15 protein-coding genes are annotated in these 18,151 nt (G+C 31.3%); 9 read left to right on the top strand and 6 right to left on the bottom strand.

Annotated features, from left to right (window positions below; all coding sequences use genetic code 11):
* Positions 1–68: 68 nt before the first annotated feature.
* Positions 69–800 (bottom strand): hypothetical protein, encoded by a 732-nt coding sequence (locus ACJJVO_RS03635; protein ID WP_405570569.1) that lies wholly within the window; start codon positions 798–800, stop codon positions 69–71.
* Between the two features lie 312 nt (positions 801–1,112).
* Here ACJJVO_RS03635 and tpx point away from each other — a divergent pair, with 312 nt between their 5' ends.
* The 7 genes from tpx (at position 1,113) to ribB (ending at position 9,379) form a co-directional block, all read left to right on the top strand.
* Positions 1,113–1,613, top strand: a complete 501-nt coding sequence (tpx, locus tag ACJJVO_RS03630) for a thiol peroxidase (protein WP_405570566.1) — start codon at positions 1,113–1,115, stop codon at positions 1,611–1,613.
* Positions 1,614–1,664: 51 nt separating this feature from the next.
* Positions 1,665–2,033, top strand: a complete 369-nt coding sequence (locus ACJJVO_RS03625; RefSeq protein ID WP_405570564.1) for a diacylglycerol kinase family protein — start codon at positions 1,665–1,667, stop codon at positions 2,031–2,033.
* A 137-nt stretch (positions 2,034–2,170) separates the two neighbouring features.
* Positions 2,171–2,944 carry a M15 family metallopeptidase gene (locus tag ACJJVO_RS03620; RefSeq protein ID WP_405570561.1) on the top strand — a complete coding sequence of 258 codons (774 nt, stop codon included), beginning with the start codon at positions 2,171–2,173 and terminating at the stop codon, positions 2,942–2,944.
* Between the two features lie 54 nt (positions 2,945–2,998).
* Positions 2,999–5,437 (top strand): DNA translocase FtsK 4TM domain-containing protein, encoded by a 2,439-nt coding sequence (locus tag ACJJVO_RS03615; protein WP_405570559.1) that lies wholly within the window; start codon positions 2,999–3,001, stop codon positions 5,435–5,437.
* 47 nt (positions 5,438–5,484) lie between these two features.
* Positions 5,485–6,126 carry a LolA family protein gene (locus tag ACJJVO_RS03610; RefSeq protein ID WP_405570557.1) on the top strand — a complete coding sequence of 214 codons (642 nt, stop codon included), beginning with the start codon at positions 5,485–5,487 and terminating at the stop codon, positions 6,124–6,126.
* A gap of 88 nt (positions 6,127–6,214) precedes the next feature.
* Positions 6,215–8,200, top strand: a complete 1,986-nt coding sequence (locus tag ACJJVO_RS03605; RefSeq protein WP_405570554.1) for an LptF/LptG family permease — start codon at positions 6,215–6,217, stop codon at positions 8,198–8,200.
* A gap of 30 nt (positions 8,201–8,230) precedes the next feature.
* Positions 8,231–9,379 carry a 3,4-dihydroxy-2-butanone-4-phosphate synthase gene (gene ribB, locus ACJJVO_RS03600; protein ID WP_405570552.1) on the top strand — a complete coding sequence of 383 codons (1,149 nt, stop codon included), beginning with the start codon at positions 8,231–8,233 and terminating at the stop codon, positions 9,377–9,379.
* A 99-nt stretch (positions 9,380–9,478) separates the two neighbouring features.
* Here the strand turns inward: ribB and ACJJVO_RS03595 are convergent, their stop codons facing one another.
* From ACJJVO_RS03595 to ACJJVO_RS03575, 5 genes are all read right to left on the bottom strand, one after another.
* Complete coding sequence (locus ACJJVO_RS03595) at positions 9,479–11,218, bottom strand: hypothetical protein (protein ID WP_405570549.1); 1,740 nt, start codon at positions 11,216–11,218, stop codon at positions 9,479–9,481.
* 37 nt (positions 11,219–11,255) lie between these two features.
* On the bottom strand, positions 11,256–11,405 hold the full coding sequence (locus ACJJVO_RS03590; RefSeq protein ID WP_405570546.1) for a hypothetical protein: 150 nt from the start codon (positions 11,403–11,405) through the stop codon (positions 11,256–11,258).
* Positions 11,406–11,594: 189 nt separating this feature from the next.
* Positions 11,595–14,531: a response regulator gene (locus ACJJVO_RS03585; protein ID WP_405570543.1), complete on the bottom strand. Its 2,937-nt coding sequence runs from the start codon at positions 14,529–14,531 to the stop codon at positions 11,595–11,597.
* A gap of 220 nt (positions 14,532–14,751) precedes the next feature.
* Positions 14,752–15,945 carry a DegT/DnrJ/EryC1/StrS family aminotransferase gene (locus tag ACJJVO_RS03580; protein ID WP_405570542.1) on the bottom strand — a complete coding sequence of 398 codons (1,194 nt, stop codon included), beginning with the start codon at positions 15,943–15,945 and terminating at the stop codon, positions 14,752–14,754.
* A gap of 76 nt (positions 15,946–16,021) precedes the next feature.
* Positions 16,022–16,657, bottom strand: a complete 636-nt coding sequence (locus ACJJVO_RS03575) for an NAD(P)H-dependent oxidoreductase (protein ID WP_405570539.1) — start codon at positions 16,655–16,657, stop codon at positions 16,022–16,024.
* A gap of 116 nt (positions 16,658–16,773) precedes the next feature.
* On the opposite strand from ACJJVO_RS03575, the gene murQ reads away from it, so the two are divergent.
* Both murQ and ACJJVO_RS03565 read left to right on the top strand, forming a co-directional pair.
* Positions 16,774–17,586 carry an N-acetylmuramic acid 6-phosphate etherase gene (murQ, locus tag ACJJVO_RS03570; RefSeq protein WP_405570536.1) on the top strand — a complete coding sequence of 271 codons (813 nt, stop codon included), beginning with the start codon at positions 16,774–16,776 and terminating at the stop codon, positions 17,584–17,586.
* Positions 17,573–17,812 carry a DUF6095 family protein gene (locus tag ACJJVO_RS03565; protein WP_405570533.1) on the top strand — a complete coding sequence of 80 codons (240 nt, stop codon included), beginning with the start codon at positions 17,573–17,575 and terminating at the stop codon, positions 17,810–17,812. The genes murQ and ACJJVO_RS03565 overlap by 14 nt, the downstream gene beginning before the upstream one ends.
* Positions 17,813–18,151 lie beyond the last annotated feature (339 nt).

Genomic DNA, 18,151 nt, shown 5'->3' with positions numbered 1-18,151 from the left:
TATTATTCACAAAAAAAATCCCTGAAATTTAATTTCAGGGATTTTTTTTGATTTTTTCAGATCGTTAATTAACCATCTATTAGATCCTTTTCCTTTACCTTTTTAGGCTTAAATCTAAGCCTAAGTTTTTTAAATGTCATCTCAATATAATATACCAAAGCATAAAAGAAAATAGCGGCTCCAGACATTTCTAAAAATTCTTCAAAATTATACATTAATGCATAAGTTAAGGTCTCTTCTCCATGTATTTCAGCATGCATTCCTCCAATCATTTCCATTCCCACTGCACCCGAGACAAAAACAACTCCAGCTAAAATAAAGAGTTTTAAAATATGCTTTGGCAAACGCATCATAAATTTAAAATAGGCAATACCCAAAATAGCCACCATAGCAACATAAGGAATAAACCATGCAAAATAAAGCAAACCAGATGTATTAAATAAAGCTTCCATTGGTGCTCTAAGTTGCTCATGTATTTGTATCATTTCATCTAAAGAGATAAAAACAAACACTCCAGACAAACCAATCCAATGCCAAAAATATTCACCTTTCTTTTTATTACCAAAAGCAATAAAAGCTAACAAAATAGCATCACCCAAAAGCACTAACGCAGAAAAAAACGTCGGTAAATTAGCCTCTAAGTTTACATTGAACAGTTTCACTAAAAGTCTTGTCACCTTATCTTCCATACCTGCCGTATTGAATAATAAATACACAGAAAACAAACTACAAATAATTAATAGTCCTATGGCAATAAATAGATTGCGAAGAATCTTAGATTTTCTTACTTTAAATTTCATGAAAAAAGTGTTTAAATACAGACAAACAAAGCGATTGCCTTGATAAATAATTTGGTTTAACTAAAAAAATTTCAAGGCTCGAAGGTAAAACTTTGTAATCAATTGCAGACAATATATTATTCAAACAACCTATAACTTCGTTAAAATGTTCCTAAATACCATAAAAACGGAAACATATAACCTTGAATACTAACAACTTAATAAAAATAAAACTAAAGAAAATACTTTAAATATTCTTTTTCAAAAATTATACTTTATTTAATATTATTACGCTTAAAAGTCATTATTTTTAACACATAAAATTTATAAAAAATGGCAAATATTACATTAGGAGGAAATCCTATAGAAACTACAGGAAACTTACCAGCAATTGGCAGTACAGCTCCAGACTTTAAACTTACAGCAACTGATTTATCAGATAAATCATTAGCAGATTATAAAGGTAGTCGCTTAATTTTAAATATATTCCCAAGTGTTGACACAGGTACATGTGCGCAATCTGTAAGAACTTTTAATGAAAAAGCAAGTAAATTAACCAACACTAAAGTTTTATGCATCTCTAAAGATTTACCATTTGCATTAGCACGCTTTTGTGGAGCTGAAGGTTTAGATAATGTTGAAAGTCTTTCGGATTTTAAAACTGGAAATTTCGGCAAAGATTACGGTTTAACATTTAAAACAGGACCTTTAGAAACATTACTATCTAGATGTATTGTTGTAATTGATTCAGAGGGTAAAATAAGTTACACAGAACAAGTTACAGAAATTAAAGACGAACCAAATTACGAAGCTGCCTTAAAGGCTTTAAATTAAAATTTAAACAATTCTGAATTTGCTTTAACTGATTTAGAATAGCGCCTTTGCATGCAAAAAAAAGAATCCTTTATAGTAAATAGGCTTAAAAGTGTAGGTTTTGCTTTTAAGGGCATGCTAATACTCATTAAAACTGAAGCTAGCATAAAAGTTCAACTATTTATTACAATAGTTATTACTTGTGCTGGCTTCTATTTTGAAATCTCAAAAACCGAATGGATGGTTCAATTAACAATGATTGCATTGGTAATGAGCCTAGAAGGAATGAATACAGCTGTAGAACATATCGCTGATTTTATTCACCCTGAATACCACAAAAAAATAGGATTAATAAAAGATGTTGCAGCTGGTGCGGTATTTATAGCTGCTATTATTGCTACGATTATTGCTGGGATTATTTACATCCCTAGGATTTTTTAAACCTACAACGCTTTCTATTTTATTTTTTATACTCCAATACAAATTTAATCTACGTTTCCATACCAAACGCTTAACAATAACGTTTCATATTTGTATTTTTGTGCCTTTCAATTTCAACAAAACTTTTAGTAATTATAATGAAATCATTTTTTGCTGCATTTTCAATGGTGTTAATTGTGCTGAGTTGCAACATGAGAGAGAAAAAAACAAATTCTACAGAAGTGATTGCCATTAAAAAAGACACTGTAATTGCAATTGAAAAACCCAAACCACACATCACAAAAACATTAGTTCTAGGTAAGTTTGATTATAGAATAGACAGTACATTTATTAAAGTTAATACAGCATATTCTACCAAAACCTTATATCTTAACAAAGAAGTTTATGATGCGTTTTTAAAAATGCATAAAGCGGCTAAAATAGATGGTATAGATTTGATTATATTATCTGGCACACGAAATTTTAATGAACAAAAAGCGATTTGGGAACGTAAATGGAACAAGTATAATAACCTTAAACCATTGGATCGTTCTTATAAAATTTTAGAATACAGTTCCATGCCCTCAACGTCTAGACATCATTGGGGAACAGATTTAGACCTAAATAGTTTAAGTAATTCGTATTTTAGCAGCGGAAAAGGAAAAGTGATATATGATTGGCTGAATGCAAATGCTAATAATTTTGGATTTTATCAAGTTTACACTAACAAAGACAACGGAAGAACAGGATACAATCTTGAGAAGTGGCATTGGTCTTATTTACCGTTGGCAAGTCCGTATTTAGAATTTTATAATCGTAATATCACAAATAAAGATATAGACGGCTTTGAAGGTTCTAACTTAGCAAAAGACCTAGATATAATTGAAAGCTATGTTAATGGCATATCTAGAGAAGCAAAAGATTACAAATAAATAATATATTTTTCCATAAAATGGAATTAGATACCGAAATGAATTCGGCATAAAATGGCAAAAAAAACAACAAAAAAGAAAACAACCACTAAAGCAAAGCCAAAAGCTAAAGCGCAGGTAAAGTTTAAGAAACCTTCTTTTAAACTGTCTAACCAACAAAAGCTAATTTTTGGTAGTTTCCTGATTATATTAGGTTTACTTCTGTTTATTTCATTCTTATCTTTCATCTTTACAGGGAAAGAAGACCAAAGTGTACTTAATGGTTTTCCTGAGCGATCTACAGAATATAAAAATTGGGCTAGTCAACTTGGAGCTTGGGTTAGCGAATTTTTTATCACTAAAGGTTTTGGTTTACCATCCTTTATTTTTGCTGGTCTCTTATTTCTTTCTGGTGTTTATGTAACCTTAAATTTAAATAAAATAAAGCTCAGAAAACATTGGATTTGGGGCACGTTAATTGTAATATGGTTATCAGTTCTATTTGGCTTTTTTACTCATAAATACGATCTGCTTGGTGGAACCATTGGTTTTGAAATGAATCAATTTTTTCAAGATTATATAGGTAAAATAGGAATTATACTATTACTAGCATTTGGGCTTATTGCATATTTAGCCATTAGATTTAAAGTGACAGGAGAAAGTATAGCTGCGAGTTTTAATCGTGCCAAAAGTTCTATTAAAGAAGACTTAAAATCTGAAGAAAACAAAAAAGAACCAACCGTAATCTTCGATAATAACTTAACAGAGGAAGCTGAAGCCATAAAATCTGCCTTTGAAATCCCTTTAGAAAATAACGAACCAACCATTAGCAATCATTCTAAACCTGAAGCAAAAACTGAAGTTAAAGTTGAGAAGCTAAAAATGGAAGTTATAGAAGAACCTAAAGAAGAAACAATAGATTCTCCGGAAATAACAATGGAGGTAGAAACGGTTGAAGAAGAAAAATCAGAATCTGATAATTTAGCCGATAAATTAGTTGAAGATTTTGGACAATTTGATCCGACTCTAGAATTAGGAAAATATCAGTTTCCAGGTCTAGAACTATTAAAAAAATACGATAACGAAGGCATATCAATAGACCAAAAAGAGCTAGAAGAAAATAAAAATAGAATTGTTGATACCTTAAACAATTATAAAATTGGTATTGCGAGTATAAAAGCAACCATAGGTCCAACAGTGACACTTTATGAAATTGTACCAGAAGCAGGAATTAGAATTTCAAAAATAAAGAATTTAGAAGACGATATCGCCTTATCACTTTCAGCTTTAGGTATTAGAATCATTGCTCCAATACCAGGAAAAGGAACTATTGGTATTGAGGTGCCAAATAAAAACTCGACCATAGTATCAATGCGTTCGGTTATTGCTTCGCAGAAATTCCAGAAATCAGAAATGCATTTACCTATTGCTTTTGGAAAAACCATTAGCAACGAAACCTTTGTTGTAGATTTAGCAAAAATGCCACACTTACTTATGGCTGGTGCAACAGGCCAAGGTAAATCGGTAGGTTTAAATGCTGTACTGACATCCTTATTATATAAAAAACATCCTGCAGAAGTAAAATTTGTTCTTGTAGATCCTAAAAAAGTAGAATTAACACTTTTCAATAAAATTGAGCGTCATTATTTAGCAAAACTTCCTGATAGTGAAGAAGCTATTATTACAGACAATACTAAGGTGATAAACACATTAAATTCACTTTGTATTGAAATGGATAACAGATATGAAATGCTAAAAAATGCATTTTGTAGAAATATTGCAGAATACAATGCCAAATTTAAAGCTAGAAAACTAAATCCAAATGATGGCCATGCGTTTTTACCTTACATCGTTTTGGTCGTAGATGAGTTTGCCGATTTAATAATGACGGCTGGTAAAGAAGTAGAAACACCAATTGCCAGACTTGCACAATTAGCACGTGCTATTGGTATACATCTAATTGTAGCAACACAGCGACCTTCGGTAAACGTTATTACAGGTATTATAAAAGCCAATTTCCCAGCACGTATCGCTTTTAGAGTAACTAGTAAAATAGATTCACGTACTATTTTAGATGGTTCTGGAGCAGATCAATTAATTGGTCGTGGAGATATGTTATATACGCAAGGTAACGAACTTATTAGAATTCAATGTGCGTTTGTAGACACTCCAGAAGTTGAAAAAATCACAGAATTTATTGGTTCGCAAAAAGCATATCCAGATGCACATTTATTACCAGAATATGTTGGTGAAGAAGGTGGCACAAATCTTGATATAGATATTTCGGATAGAGATAAATTGTTTAGAGATGCTGCAGAACTAATTGTTACAGCTCAGCAAGGTTCAGCCTCTTTATTACAAAGAAAATTAAAATTAGGCTACAATAGAGCTGGTAGAATTATAGATCAGCTAGAGGCTGCTGGTATTGTAGGTAACTTTGAAGGTAGTAAAGCCCGTCAAGTATTAGTGCCAGATTTAACATCTTTAGATCAGTTATTAGAAAACGAACAATAGAATAAAGTAAAAGAATAAACTAAATAAGATTCAAAATAAATTAATAGATGAAAAATTTAATTATAATAGCGTTTATAACCTTAGGATTTACATCATTTGCACAAAATGATACCAAAGCAGAAACTTTATTAAAAGAAGTAAGTACTAAAATAAAAAGTTACAAAAATATTAGTCTAGACTTTAAATACGAATTAAATAATTTAAGCGAAAATATTAAGCAAGAAACACGTGGAGATGTAGTTATTGAAAGTGAAAAGTACAAACTTAATATTTTAGGTGTCACTCGTATCTACGACGGAAAAACACTATATACAATTAGTCCAGAAGATGAAGAAGTAACTATTTCTTCAGATAACACGGAAGACGAAAGTACTATAACTCCTAGTAAAATGTTATCATTCTATGAAGATGGTTATGCATACAAGATGGATATTGTTCAAACTATAAAAGGAAGAAAAATTCAGTACGTAAAATTAAATCCTATTGACACTAATGCTGAAATAAAACACATTTTATTGGGTATTGATGCAACTACAAAACACATTTACAATTTAATTGAAGTTGGAAAAAACGGAACAAAAACAACATTAACTGTTAATTCTTTTAAAACCGACCAACCTATTTCAAAAACCTTATTTACATTTGACAAAAGTAAATACAGTGACTATTTTATCAATAGAATAGATTAACACTAACAAAACTAATGATGTTACATATAAATAGTTTATTTATGTCGCATTGTGCATTCAAATTTGATTAAGGCTAAAACATAATTGTGTGAAAATATTAGATAGGTACATACTTATCACATTCTTAAGGACGTTTTTTAGCGTCTTTATTATATTCATGTTCATCTTTATTTTACAAGGAGTTTGGCTTTACATTGCTGAACTTGCTGGTAAAGATTTAGATGTCGCAGTGACCGCAAAATTCATTTTGTATTATATGCCAAGGCTAATACCATTGGTTGTACCTCTTACCATATTATTGTCTTCAATTATGGTTTTTGGTAATTTTGCAGAAAACTACGAGTTTGCTGCCATGAAATCTACAGGTATATCGCTGCAACGCGCTATGCGTAGTTTAAGTGTATTTATAGTTGCACTTGGTATTGCGTCTTTCTTTTTTGCTAATAATGTTATTCCTTGGGGAGAATATAACTTTCATAATTTACGTAGAAATATAGCAAAAGTTAAACCTGCTTTAGCTATTGCCGAAGGTCAGTTTAATGAAATAGGAAACATTAATATTAAAGTTGAAGAAAAAACTGGAGATAGAGGTCAGTTTCTTAAAGGAGTGGTTATTCACAAAAAAAGTGACACACGTAGAGGAAATTACACTGTTATTATTGCAGAAGAAGGAGAACTAAAGAGCAGTGAAGATTCTAATATTTTACAACTTGAGTTGTTAAATGGAAATTATTATGAAGAAATAATTAACAGAGACGCCAGAAAAAACATCAACAAACCTCATGTAAGAAGCTATTTCAAAAACTACACATTTAATGTAGATTTAGAGTTATTAAATTCTGAAGATTTAGACGAAAAACAACTCGACGATAAATATACCATGCTCAATGTTAGTCAGCTTCAAAGAAGAATTGACACTCTTGAAACCCAAAAGAAAGCAGATTATATAGCATTATCAAACACTTTATATAACCGAAGTACCTACGAGGCTTTAGGTACTAATATTGACACTTCAAAAATAAAAACAACCTATATTGCTAAAAGTATATTAGATCTTTACCCAACCAAACAAAAGATTCAGATTATAAACTTAGCTTTAAACTCATCTAATAGCACCAGGCAGATTATAGAATCTAATGAAAAATCGTTTGAAAAGGATTCTTTCTTATTGAATGATCACATTATAGCCTTACACGAAAAATTTGTTTTAGCATTTGCATGTATCATACTATTCTTTGTTGGCGCACCATTGGGAGCCTTGATTCGCAAAGGTGGACTAGGTTTACCTATGGTTATTGCCATAGTCTTATTTTTAACGTATCATTTCTTTAATATTTTTGCTAAAAACAGTGCAGAAAAAGGAAGTTTTGATCCTATTATTGGTGCTTGGTTATCTACAGTCGTTATGCTACCGTTAAGTGTATATTTAACAACTAGAGCAACAAATGACAAAGGCGTGTTTCAATTTGATGCTATTACTGTGCCTTTAAAGCGCTTATTTACATCAAAAAATAAGCTTCAACTTTCAGAAAGTGACACAAAGACTTATAATTATTACAAAAAATACTCAATTGAAGAACTGATTAGTATTATCAAAAGCCAAGGTGAATTCGATATAGATAAAAAACCTAAGGAGATTGCACTACATAGTTTATTAGAGCGAAAAATTCCTTTAGAAGGTTTAAAGTCTGAAGGTTTAGAAATTTCAGATAATCTAATTAAGGCAAGAGTTTTACTAAAGGATTATAAAGACTACTCCAAAACAAGTTTAATTAGTTATGCTCTTGGTGTTGCCTTATTATTACTTCATTTAGTTTTTAAAAATAATAAATTACCAGAGATCGCTGAAGCCTCTTTGAGCTTAAGTATTATTGCTTTTATCTTTTTTGCTATTTATGTAGTTGTTGATGCTTTTATATATTCAAAATTCTACAAGACCATCAACCAAGAAGGCAAGCGTATTAACCCATTGATTTTAATATTATCGCTTCCACTCTATCCTTTAAAATACATCATTTTAAGAAATAAGATTTCGCAAGACTTCTATTTGAGCTGTCTTCAAAATATAAAATAAATGTATCTTTACATTCTCTAAAAAAGTACTATGATAACTAAAACCACAGATAAAAAAATGAGTCTAAATACTATTGAAGAAGCCATTGAAGACATCAGACAAGGTAAAGTTATTATTGTTGTAGATGATGAGAATAGAGAAAATGAAGGAGACTTTTTAGCTGCAGCAGAAAAGGTGACTCCAGAGATGATAAATTTTATGGCTACGCATGGTCGTGGTTTAATTTGTGCACCTCTTACAGAAAACCGTTGTGAAGATTTAGAACTAAGCATGATGGTAAGAAATAACACAGATCCTATGGAAACGGCTTTTACAATTTCTGTAGATTTAAGAGGAAATGGTGTTAGTACAGGAATTTCTGCAAGCGATAGAGCAAAAACTGTTAAAGCCTTAGTGCAGGCCGATTTAAAACCCTTTGAATTAGCGCGTCCAGGACATATTTTCCCTCTCGTTGCCAAAGAAGGCGGTGTTTTAAGACGAACCGGACATACAGAAGCAGCTATAGATTTTGCACGCTTAGCCGGTTTTGAACCTGCAGGTGTTATTGTAGAAATCATGAACGAAGATGGTACTATGGCACGTTTGCCACAATTAATGAATGTGGCAAAAAAATTCGATCTAAAAATTGTATCTATTGAAGATTTAGTGGCTTACCGTATGGAGCACGATTCTTTAATTGATAAAAAAGAAGATTTTAATATTGAAACACGTTTTGGTAAGTTTAGATTAAGAGCCTACCAACAAACGACAAACGATCAAGTACATATTGCTTTAACAAAAGGATCTTGGAAAGCTGATGAACCTATTTTAACACGTGTTAATAACACATTAGTAAATAGTGATATTCTTGGTACATTGACCAATAATGCCGATCAGAAATTAGATGACATGTTTAATGTTATTAATACAGCAGGTAAAGGAGCTATAATATTTATAAACCAACAACCTGAGTCTATAAATTTATTGACACGTCTCGCTATATTAAAAGAGAACCAAATTGAAGGACGTTTAACCAAAGCTCCTAGTCTAGGAATGGACACTAAAGATTTTGGTATTGGAGCACAAATATTACATGATCTAAAAATTAGTAAATTAAAATTAATCTCTAACAGCTTGCAGACCAAACGTGTTGGAATGATTGGTTATGGTTTAGAGATTGTTGAGTATGTAGGATATTAAATAAGAAAGCCGCTCCCTACAGCGACTTTCTATACGTTCTCACAACTATGAGAACTTCTCAAATATTGAGTTATTTATCTTAACTTTTACTGTTATTCATTAATTCTTTTCAGACTTAATCTCTTCTTGTTGGTTTAAACTATGGTCTTCTTCTATATAAGAACTACTTTCTTGTGAGACCACAGCACTATGGTTTCCTCCTTCGTTTTTTTCTTCTGGTCCATGAATAGCTTCTTTATTTACTACAAATTTTCTCCCAAAAGGCTTAAAGCGCATTTCGGAATATTTTGATACTCTTCCACCCTGCTCTTCATCAGCTCTGTTTGCGATAATTTGATAACTAAACTTAGTATTAGAAACACCATGATTTAGCTCAACCACCTCAAACCCATTAGCTGTCTTGTTGGTAACATAGACACCATTACAATCCCCTTCTAACTGAACAAACACTTTCATAGGATGATCTTCATCTACTGCTATATTTTTTGTTAAAATAGGATCGAGCTTAATAAGCGCTCTACCGTTACTTAATTGACCTATGCCATAATCTTGAAATAATGCTTCTGGAGCCTCTGGCGCTACCATGATGCGCTCTTCTCCATCCGTGTCTCTAACCAAAGTTGAAACAATACCAAGTCCAACAATTTTATAAACCGTATTATCTATAACGGCTCCTACTGCAGCAGCAGCTGGAATAACACTCCCAACACTTGACGAAACATTAAAGAACCCACCCATTTTATCAGTGGTAGCTAAATTAGAATTGTTAGCTCTACCGTGTACTCCTACAACTTCAGCACCTGCATTTATTCCCGTAACACCAGTATCAATTGTTTCGCCTCCTCCTGTCACCATACCTACATTGGCATAATAACCATCAGAAACCGCAGTTATACCATGAGCATACTGGTTATCAGATCTACCTATAACAGCTAAGCCAGCAGCAGAAGCGGAAGAATTATAATTATTTATATATAATCCATAACTAGATCCATTATTATATATATAGGCAGCATTAGTATCTCCTGTTGATTTTGTTACTCTTAATGCTGTTTCATTATCACCAGTATTAATTTCTAGTTTTGCAGCAGGAACATTGTCTCCAATACCAATTCTATCCGTTCCTCCATTTACAAAAAACATATCAGCATCGTTATTAGACTCAATTTTAAAATCTTGATCGATACCTGTTTCATTGAAGACAGTAATTCCATCACCATCAAGTATATGTTGTGTAAAACCATTTCTGTATAGTGTAAAAACACCATCGTTTCCTGTGCCACCACCATCTGTTAAACTTGCTAAGGCTGTGCCAGATGTACTTTCATCTCTCCAATGCGTATATCCACCAAAATGCGTTTCACCACTATCTTCAACAGAAAAATGTTTCACACCAAGATCATGAATTTCAAAATCACCCGCTGCATTTAAATCAAATCGGATATCCGCATTATTTACATCAATGATAGTCGCGGTTCCTAAAAGCGAACCTCCTAATTGCACATTATTCCCAGTGAGTGTTAATCCATTATTAGCTGTAACTGCTAAAGTTGATAATGGTGTCCAAGCTGTTCCGCTCCAATAATAATAACCTGCTCCACTACCTCCTATTACTGACGCATTTGTGTTCCAAACTAATAAACTTATTGCAGGTGCTGCAATTGGTGTTGTATTATTGTTAACATTAACTATACTAACACGAGGTATTAACAATCCACTATCTGAAGATGTAATATCTAATGCAGAAGACGCATCTGGACTTGTAGTACCAACACCAACTTGAGCATATGAGATGATGGTGATTAAACAAAAACTGAAAATGATAGCTAATTTTTTCATGGTGATTGATTTATTAATTTATGACTTTTATAGAATTTTATTCTTTGCTAAAATGCGTGCTTTTAATAATTTTATTTTTATGCACAATGTTTAAATCATAGATGCCTTTTTCTAAATGGTTAACATTTATGAATATTTTATTTGAAGGTAATTTTTCAATAGCACCTACAAGCTTTTCTATCTTCATAGAGTTATTAAATAAGGGTTAAAATTTTAGTTAGTATAAAAGGGAGTTTAATACAACTGTAAAACTAAATAAGACTTAACAACTTAATTATAAGACATGTAACAAAAACTATAAGATATGTAACATCCTAGTAATAACAAGTGTTACAAACCTTTAATAAGCGATAAAATAGTAGAGATAATAAAAATGTTATTGTTTAGAAATGAATTCTGTTGGTGAGCAACCATACATTTCTTTAAAGCATTTGGTGAAGTAAGAGTGATCATTAAAACCAACTGTATAACCAATCTCAGAAACATTGGCATCACTCTTTTTAAGTAAATCTGCGGCTAATTTTAACCGTTGAGAACGTACAAACTCAGTTGTAGATAAGCCAGTAAGCGCTTTTAATTTTCTATGCAATTGCATTCGACTCATACCTACTGTTTTGGAAAACTCCGTGACATTAAAAGAAGGATCAACAAGACTTTTATCTAAAGTGATTTGAACTTTCTCAAGAAATTTTTCATCTAAATTAGATATGGCAATATCTTTTGGTAATAACACCAATTCTTGACTATAACGTAATTGTAATTGTTTTCTAGATTCAATTAGTTTTTCAACTTTAAGTATAAGTAATTTTTTATCGAAAGGTTTGGTAATATAATCGTCGGCACCTATATCTATACCTGTAAACTGGCTTTCGACTTCTGCTTTTGCGGTTAACAGAATAATTGGAATATGTGCAGAACGTTCATCACTCTTTAATTCTTTTGTTAATGCAATACCATCTTTTTCTGGCATCATAATATCTGAAATTATTAAATCTGGAATGTGCTCTAAAGCCAATTCTACACCTATTGTTCCGTTAGGTGCTGTGATTACATTATAATTATCTTCGAAAGATTGTTTTAGAAGGTTTCGTAAGTCATCATTGTCTTCAACAATTAATAGTATTGGTAATTCACTATCCTTAAATTCCTCGTCACTTTCAGTAATAATGTTAGTTAACAGTGGTATTCCTTTTTCAATTTTATTATTCGATTTAATTACAATTGTATCGTTCTTAAAACTGTTTTTGTCAATTGATATGTTTAGGTTAAATGAAATTTCTTTATTTTGAATACTCTGCACTTCAATATCTCCATAATGCAAGCTAACCAATTCTTTAACTAAAGACAGACCTATTCCTGAACCTTGGTTATGCTCATTGGTTTGGTAAAAACGTTCAAAAATGTTATTTAATTCATAAGGTGTTAAACCCTTTCCTGAGTTCGTTACTTTTAAAAATAATTTGTTATTTTCTATATATGCCTTGCAAGTAACAGTTCCATTTTCTGGTGTATATTTTAATGCGTTAGAAAGGAGATTAATTGTAATTTTCTCGACAGCGTCTTTATCGAACCAAAAGGCTTCAGAACTTTGAGCAATATCAATGTTATAAGTTATATTTTTCTGTTTTGCATAATAGGAAAAAGACTCACTTAATGCTGAAATAAGTTGCAGTACATTACCTTGTTGAATATGCAATTTCAAATGGCCTTCATCTATTTTCGATAAATCCAATAATTGATTAACTAGCTCTAAAAGACGCTCTGAATTTTGCTTAGCAACAGTAAATTGTTGTCTTTTTTTATCTGAAAGCGTTTCGTCCAATAACATATCTTCAATAGGCATAGAAATTAATGTTAATGGTGTGCGAAACTCATGCGAAATATTAGTGAAGAAGTTGGATTTTAGTGCATCTATTTCTTTTAATTTTGTATTGGTTTTTTTACGATTACGGTAAAGAACATAAAGAAATATACTTGCAATGGTAACAATACCAATACCACTTAAAAGTAAGGTTTTCTGATTCTGTTTTTGTTGTTCAATTGTTTCGTTTTGCGATTTTAGCAAAGTTATTTGTTGCTCTTTCTTTTCGGTTTGATATTTAGTATCTATTTCTCTAATAGAAGCCAAATTGTGAATATTACTTAATGAGTCTTTAAGTTTATAAGTCTGTTCTAAAGTCTCGTAGGCTTTGGTATAATTGTTATTTAAGGCGTAAGCTTCAGAAAGACTTTTTGAGGTTTCTTGTTGTAACAACGTATTTTCGTCATCATTGTAATTTGACAATACTTGGTTTAAATAATATATAGCCTTTTGAGGCTCATTTTTTCTAATGTACAGTTTTCCAAGTTCTAAAGCCGTAAGCGCAGTTTCATAGCTAAATAGTTTATCTTTATTTAACCTAAAACCTTCGGTTAGATACTGTTCGGCTTGGTTTAAGTCATTTTTATTTAAACGAATTAATCCCAAATAAGTGCTAATCCTTGCCAAAGAACCTTCTTCTTTTATCTCTTTAAAATAGGCATAAGTTTTTTGTAATAAACTATCTGCTAATTCAAAGTTCCCTTTATGATAATAAGCCGAACCTAAATGTAAATCTGTAGTATTTAGATAAAAAGTAACATCGGCAGGAATCTTTTTAAATTCATCATTTGCCTTTTTAAAATACGCAATGGCTGTATCGTAATCTTTAAGTTCTTCATATATAGTACCTAAACTTTGGTATGTAGCCGCAATAATATCTGGTCGTTGTGGTGTTTTACTGTGTATAGAGTCCGCTTTTAAATAATAATGAATAGCCATTTTCATATTATTCTGTCTGCTATAGATATTTCCAAAGGCTGTATAAGTATCTGTAATGATGGGCAAATCGTCCATTTCTAAGGCTACTTCCAAACATTCTGAACATGCATCAATTGCATTCTCCGATTGTCCTAAAAAATAATAAATACGGCAAAGACCATTTTGCGACAGTGTAATACCACGCTGATATTTATATTTTCTGGCCAACTTAGAAGCCGTATCAAAATACAAAACAGCGGAATCTAACTTTTGAATTCTTTTAAAATAAAAAGCTTTAAAATAAGGTGCTTCAACAATTCCTATTGAATAATTTCTATCTAAACTAAACTGCTTAATCTTTGAAACATATATCAACGCACTATCAGGTGCTGGATTAATATACTTGGCAAACTGTTGTTTTAAGTTTTGGTAAACAATAGAATCTTGTTCTGGTAAATCGTTAACCATCACATTTTTTTGTCCGAAAGAATAATAACTAAAAAGAAACAAAAAACAGATGTTTAGATACTTCATAAAAAACAAAAAGGTTGGTGAATTAAATATAAGCAATTATATGAAAAACAAACAATTAACCTTAAAATTATTGTAACATTAAGTGTTACATATCTTATAAATGAGTGGTAATCTTTATAAAGTTATTATTCTAGCTTGAAGACTTAGAAAATAAGAAGCTAAAATAACTGCCTAAGATTTATTTATTATCCTCATCGAATAAGCAAAAAAAGTTCAGGCCTTAAATATGCTCCATAATAACTTTCACCATTTTCTCAGCTCTCAACTTAACCTCTTCCTCCGTCCAAGACAGTTTAATTAAACATGATATATTTCGTGCAATGAAATGATCCGATTGTTCAAAGGTTTTTGTTTTTAGATACTGTAAACCTTCTTTTACTTCTTTAGAAATGGGAAACAATGATTTCAACTCTTTTAGATGATCCCATTTTCTAATATAGTGCCAATTGTTGTGGTAATAATTCCAACAGACATCAATACCATTTGTTTTAAATGCTTCTGCCACTTTTAATCCTGACTCTGCATCTGGTAAAAAGAAATTTAAAAACGCATAACTTTCTTCACCTCCTTCTGGAACTCTTCTAAAAGTCACTTCGGATATTTGAGATAAAGCATCTCTTATTATAGAATAGTTTTTTTTCTGAATAGCAATAAACTCTGGTAATCGTCTCACTTGCGCCAAACCAACTGCTGCGTGCAGTTCTGAAATTCTAAAATTATAGCCTAAAAATGGATGCGTTTCTGCACCTCTATCGTTTCCGATGTGGTCGTGACCATGATCACTGTAATGATTGGAATTAATATAATAGTCTTTATTATTAGTCACTACTGCTCCACCTTCTCCACAAGTAATTGTTTTTACAAAGTCGAAAGAAAAACAACCTAAATCTGCAATGCTTCCTAAAGGTTGCCCTTTGTAAGAACCACCAATAGCTTGGCAAGCATCTTCTACAAATATTAAATTATGTTTATCACAAACACTTTTCAAAGCATCCATATCTCCCATACTACCACACATTTGCACAACCATAACTCCTTTTGTTTTTGGAGTAATTGCTGCTTCAACAGCTTTTGGGTCTAATGTTAAAGTATCATCAATATCAACTAAAACAGGAATTGCACCAAGCATCATTATAGCTTCAAAACTCGCCACAAATGTAAACGTTGGCATAATAATCTCATCTCCTGCACCAATACCTACAGAAGCTAATGCCACTGAAACAGCAGCCGTTCCACTAGACACTAATTGTACGTGTTTAGATTGAAATGTTTTTGATAATTCAGATTCTAATGCTTTGGCTTTCCAATGGCCATTTCTCATACCATCAAAACCATAGCGCATTAATACACCATTGTCTAACACATCATGAACTTCTTTTCGTTCTAAATCACTAAATAACTCGAATCCTGGCATAAGCTTTAATAAAAATAATTGTTGAAATTATACTAACAAATATAATGTTTTGAAGGTTTTCGTTTGAGTAAAAACATTACAATTCTATAATAGTTTTAGATAATTGTTTTCTTACCTTCTTAAAGCCAGCAAACATATCGTCATCAGCTCTATATCCTACCGGAAGCATTAAAACAGAATTTAATCCATGTACTTCTAATTGTAGTATTTTATCAACTTCTTTTGGAATAAAACCTTCCATTGGACAACTATCAATCTCTTCTATAGCACAGACAGTCATTAAATTTCCTAAAGCAATATAAGCTTGTTTAGTTGCCCAATCAATTTTCTTGGCAGTTGTCATGTTAGAAATTGTAGACTTCATTTGTTCTTTAAATGGTTCTAAAATTGAATCTGGAGTATCTCTTATCACCTTTATTGAATTAAAATGCTCATTAACATCATTTTCATCAATTTCATTCTGAATACAAAGTACCAATAAGTGTGAAGAATCAACAACTTGGCGTTGATTAAAGCATTGTGGCAAGAGGTTTTCTCTTATATCTTTATCTTCAATAATAACCATTTTTAAAGTTTGTAATCCATAAGATAGTGCCGTTAAGTTAAAGGCTTCTTTTAAGATTTTCAATTTCTCTTCAGAAAGCTTTTTTGCAACATCGAACTTTTTTGTTGCATAACGCCATTCTAATTTTTCTATAATGGACAATGTCATCTTTTTTTTTGCAAAAATAAGGAATATACAATTGAATCAATTAAATTGAATGAAGACTTAAACATTTTCAATTATTACCTTACAAATCCGCCATAATTATTTCTTATCTTTAAGGCATGAATTATACAAAAACAACAGAACAAGATTCCAACTATAATAATCTTGAAGAAATGTCAATTCACGAGATTATAACTTATATAAATAACGAAGACAAAACAGTACCATTAGCTGTTGAGAAAGCATTACCCCAAATTGAAGCACTTATTAAACAAGTTGTTGCTAAATTAAAAAATGGAGGACGTTTATTCTATTTGGGAGCTGGTACAAGCGGAAGATTAGGCATTCTTGATGCATCTGAATGTCCCCCTACTTTTGGTGTATCTCATGAGCTAGTTATAGGTATAATTGCTGGTGGTGACAATGCAATCAGGAAAGCAGTTGAAAATGCTGAAGATTCAATCACTCAGGGTTGGATAGATTTAAAAGCACGCGACATTACGAGTAACGATGTTGTAATAGGCATTGCAGCATCAGGTACAACACCTTATGTAATTAGTGCTTTAGAGAAATGTAATGAAAATAATATCATATCAGGTTGCATAACATGTAACAAACAAAGTCCATTAGCCCTAACTGCAAAATTTCCGATTGAAGTAACTGTTGGGCCAGAGTTTTTAACAGGCAGTTCTAGAATGAAAGCTGGTACAGCTCAAAAACTTGTACTAAATATGATTACTACTTCAACAATGATTCAATTAGGAAAAGTAAAAGGCAATAAAATGATAGATATGCAACTAAGTAATAATAAATTAGTTAATAGAGCTGTAAATATGATTATGAGTGAGTTAAATATATCAAAATCAGAAGCATCTGTTTTATTAAATAAATATAACAACGTAAGAGACAGTATATCTCATGGACGAAAATAACCGAACAGACAAGGACATTTTAGTAAAAGGAATTAAACGCCTTGGAGTCTGTTTAGGCTTAATGTTTACTGGTCCAACATTATTACATTTAGCTTTGGATAATAATGATAAGCCTTTATATATTCCACTTTTAATTATCGCATTTATACTTTGTATTGCAGCTGTAGTATTCTTATTCCTAGGAATCAATACTATTTTAGATAGTATGTTTAAGAAGAAAAAGTAACAAACATTCTTTTTTATAAGTGATTTGATAGGTCTACTATAAAATTCTCAAATCAACAAACCGTATTATCTTTTAAGGCAGTAAAATAATAAATAGATTTTTTTTGTTGCTTTGTTAAGTTCCTAGAAGCACAATTCAGTAAAAATAACCTTACAATTTAATTAATTTTATAGTATCAAGGAAAAAGTGATGTGAGTGCTTTTTATCTGAATTAATCAAAAAGCCTATAAAAACTAAACATTTTGAATAGTTTTTATAGGCATTAAGTTTTGCAGTAGTTTTGGTTCAACCCAAAAACAAAAAACCCTTACTAGATAACTAGTAAGGGTTTTACAAATA

Source organism: Winogradskyella sp. Asnod2-B02-A (genome assembly GCF_045063645.1).
Lineage (GTDB): Bacteria > Bacteroidota > Bacteroidia > Flavobacteriales > Flavobacteriaceae > Winogradskyella.
This window is presented reverse-complemented; position numbering and strand designations above follow the sequence as displayed.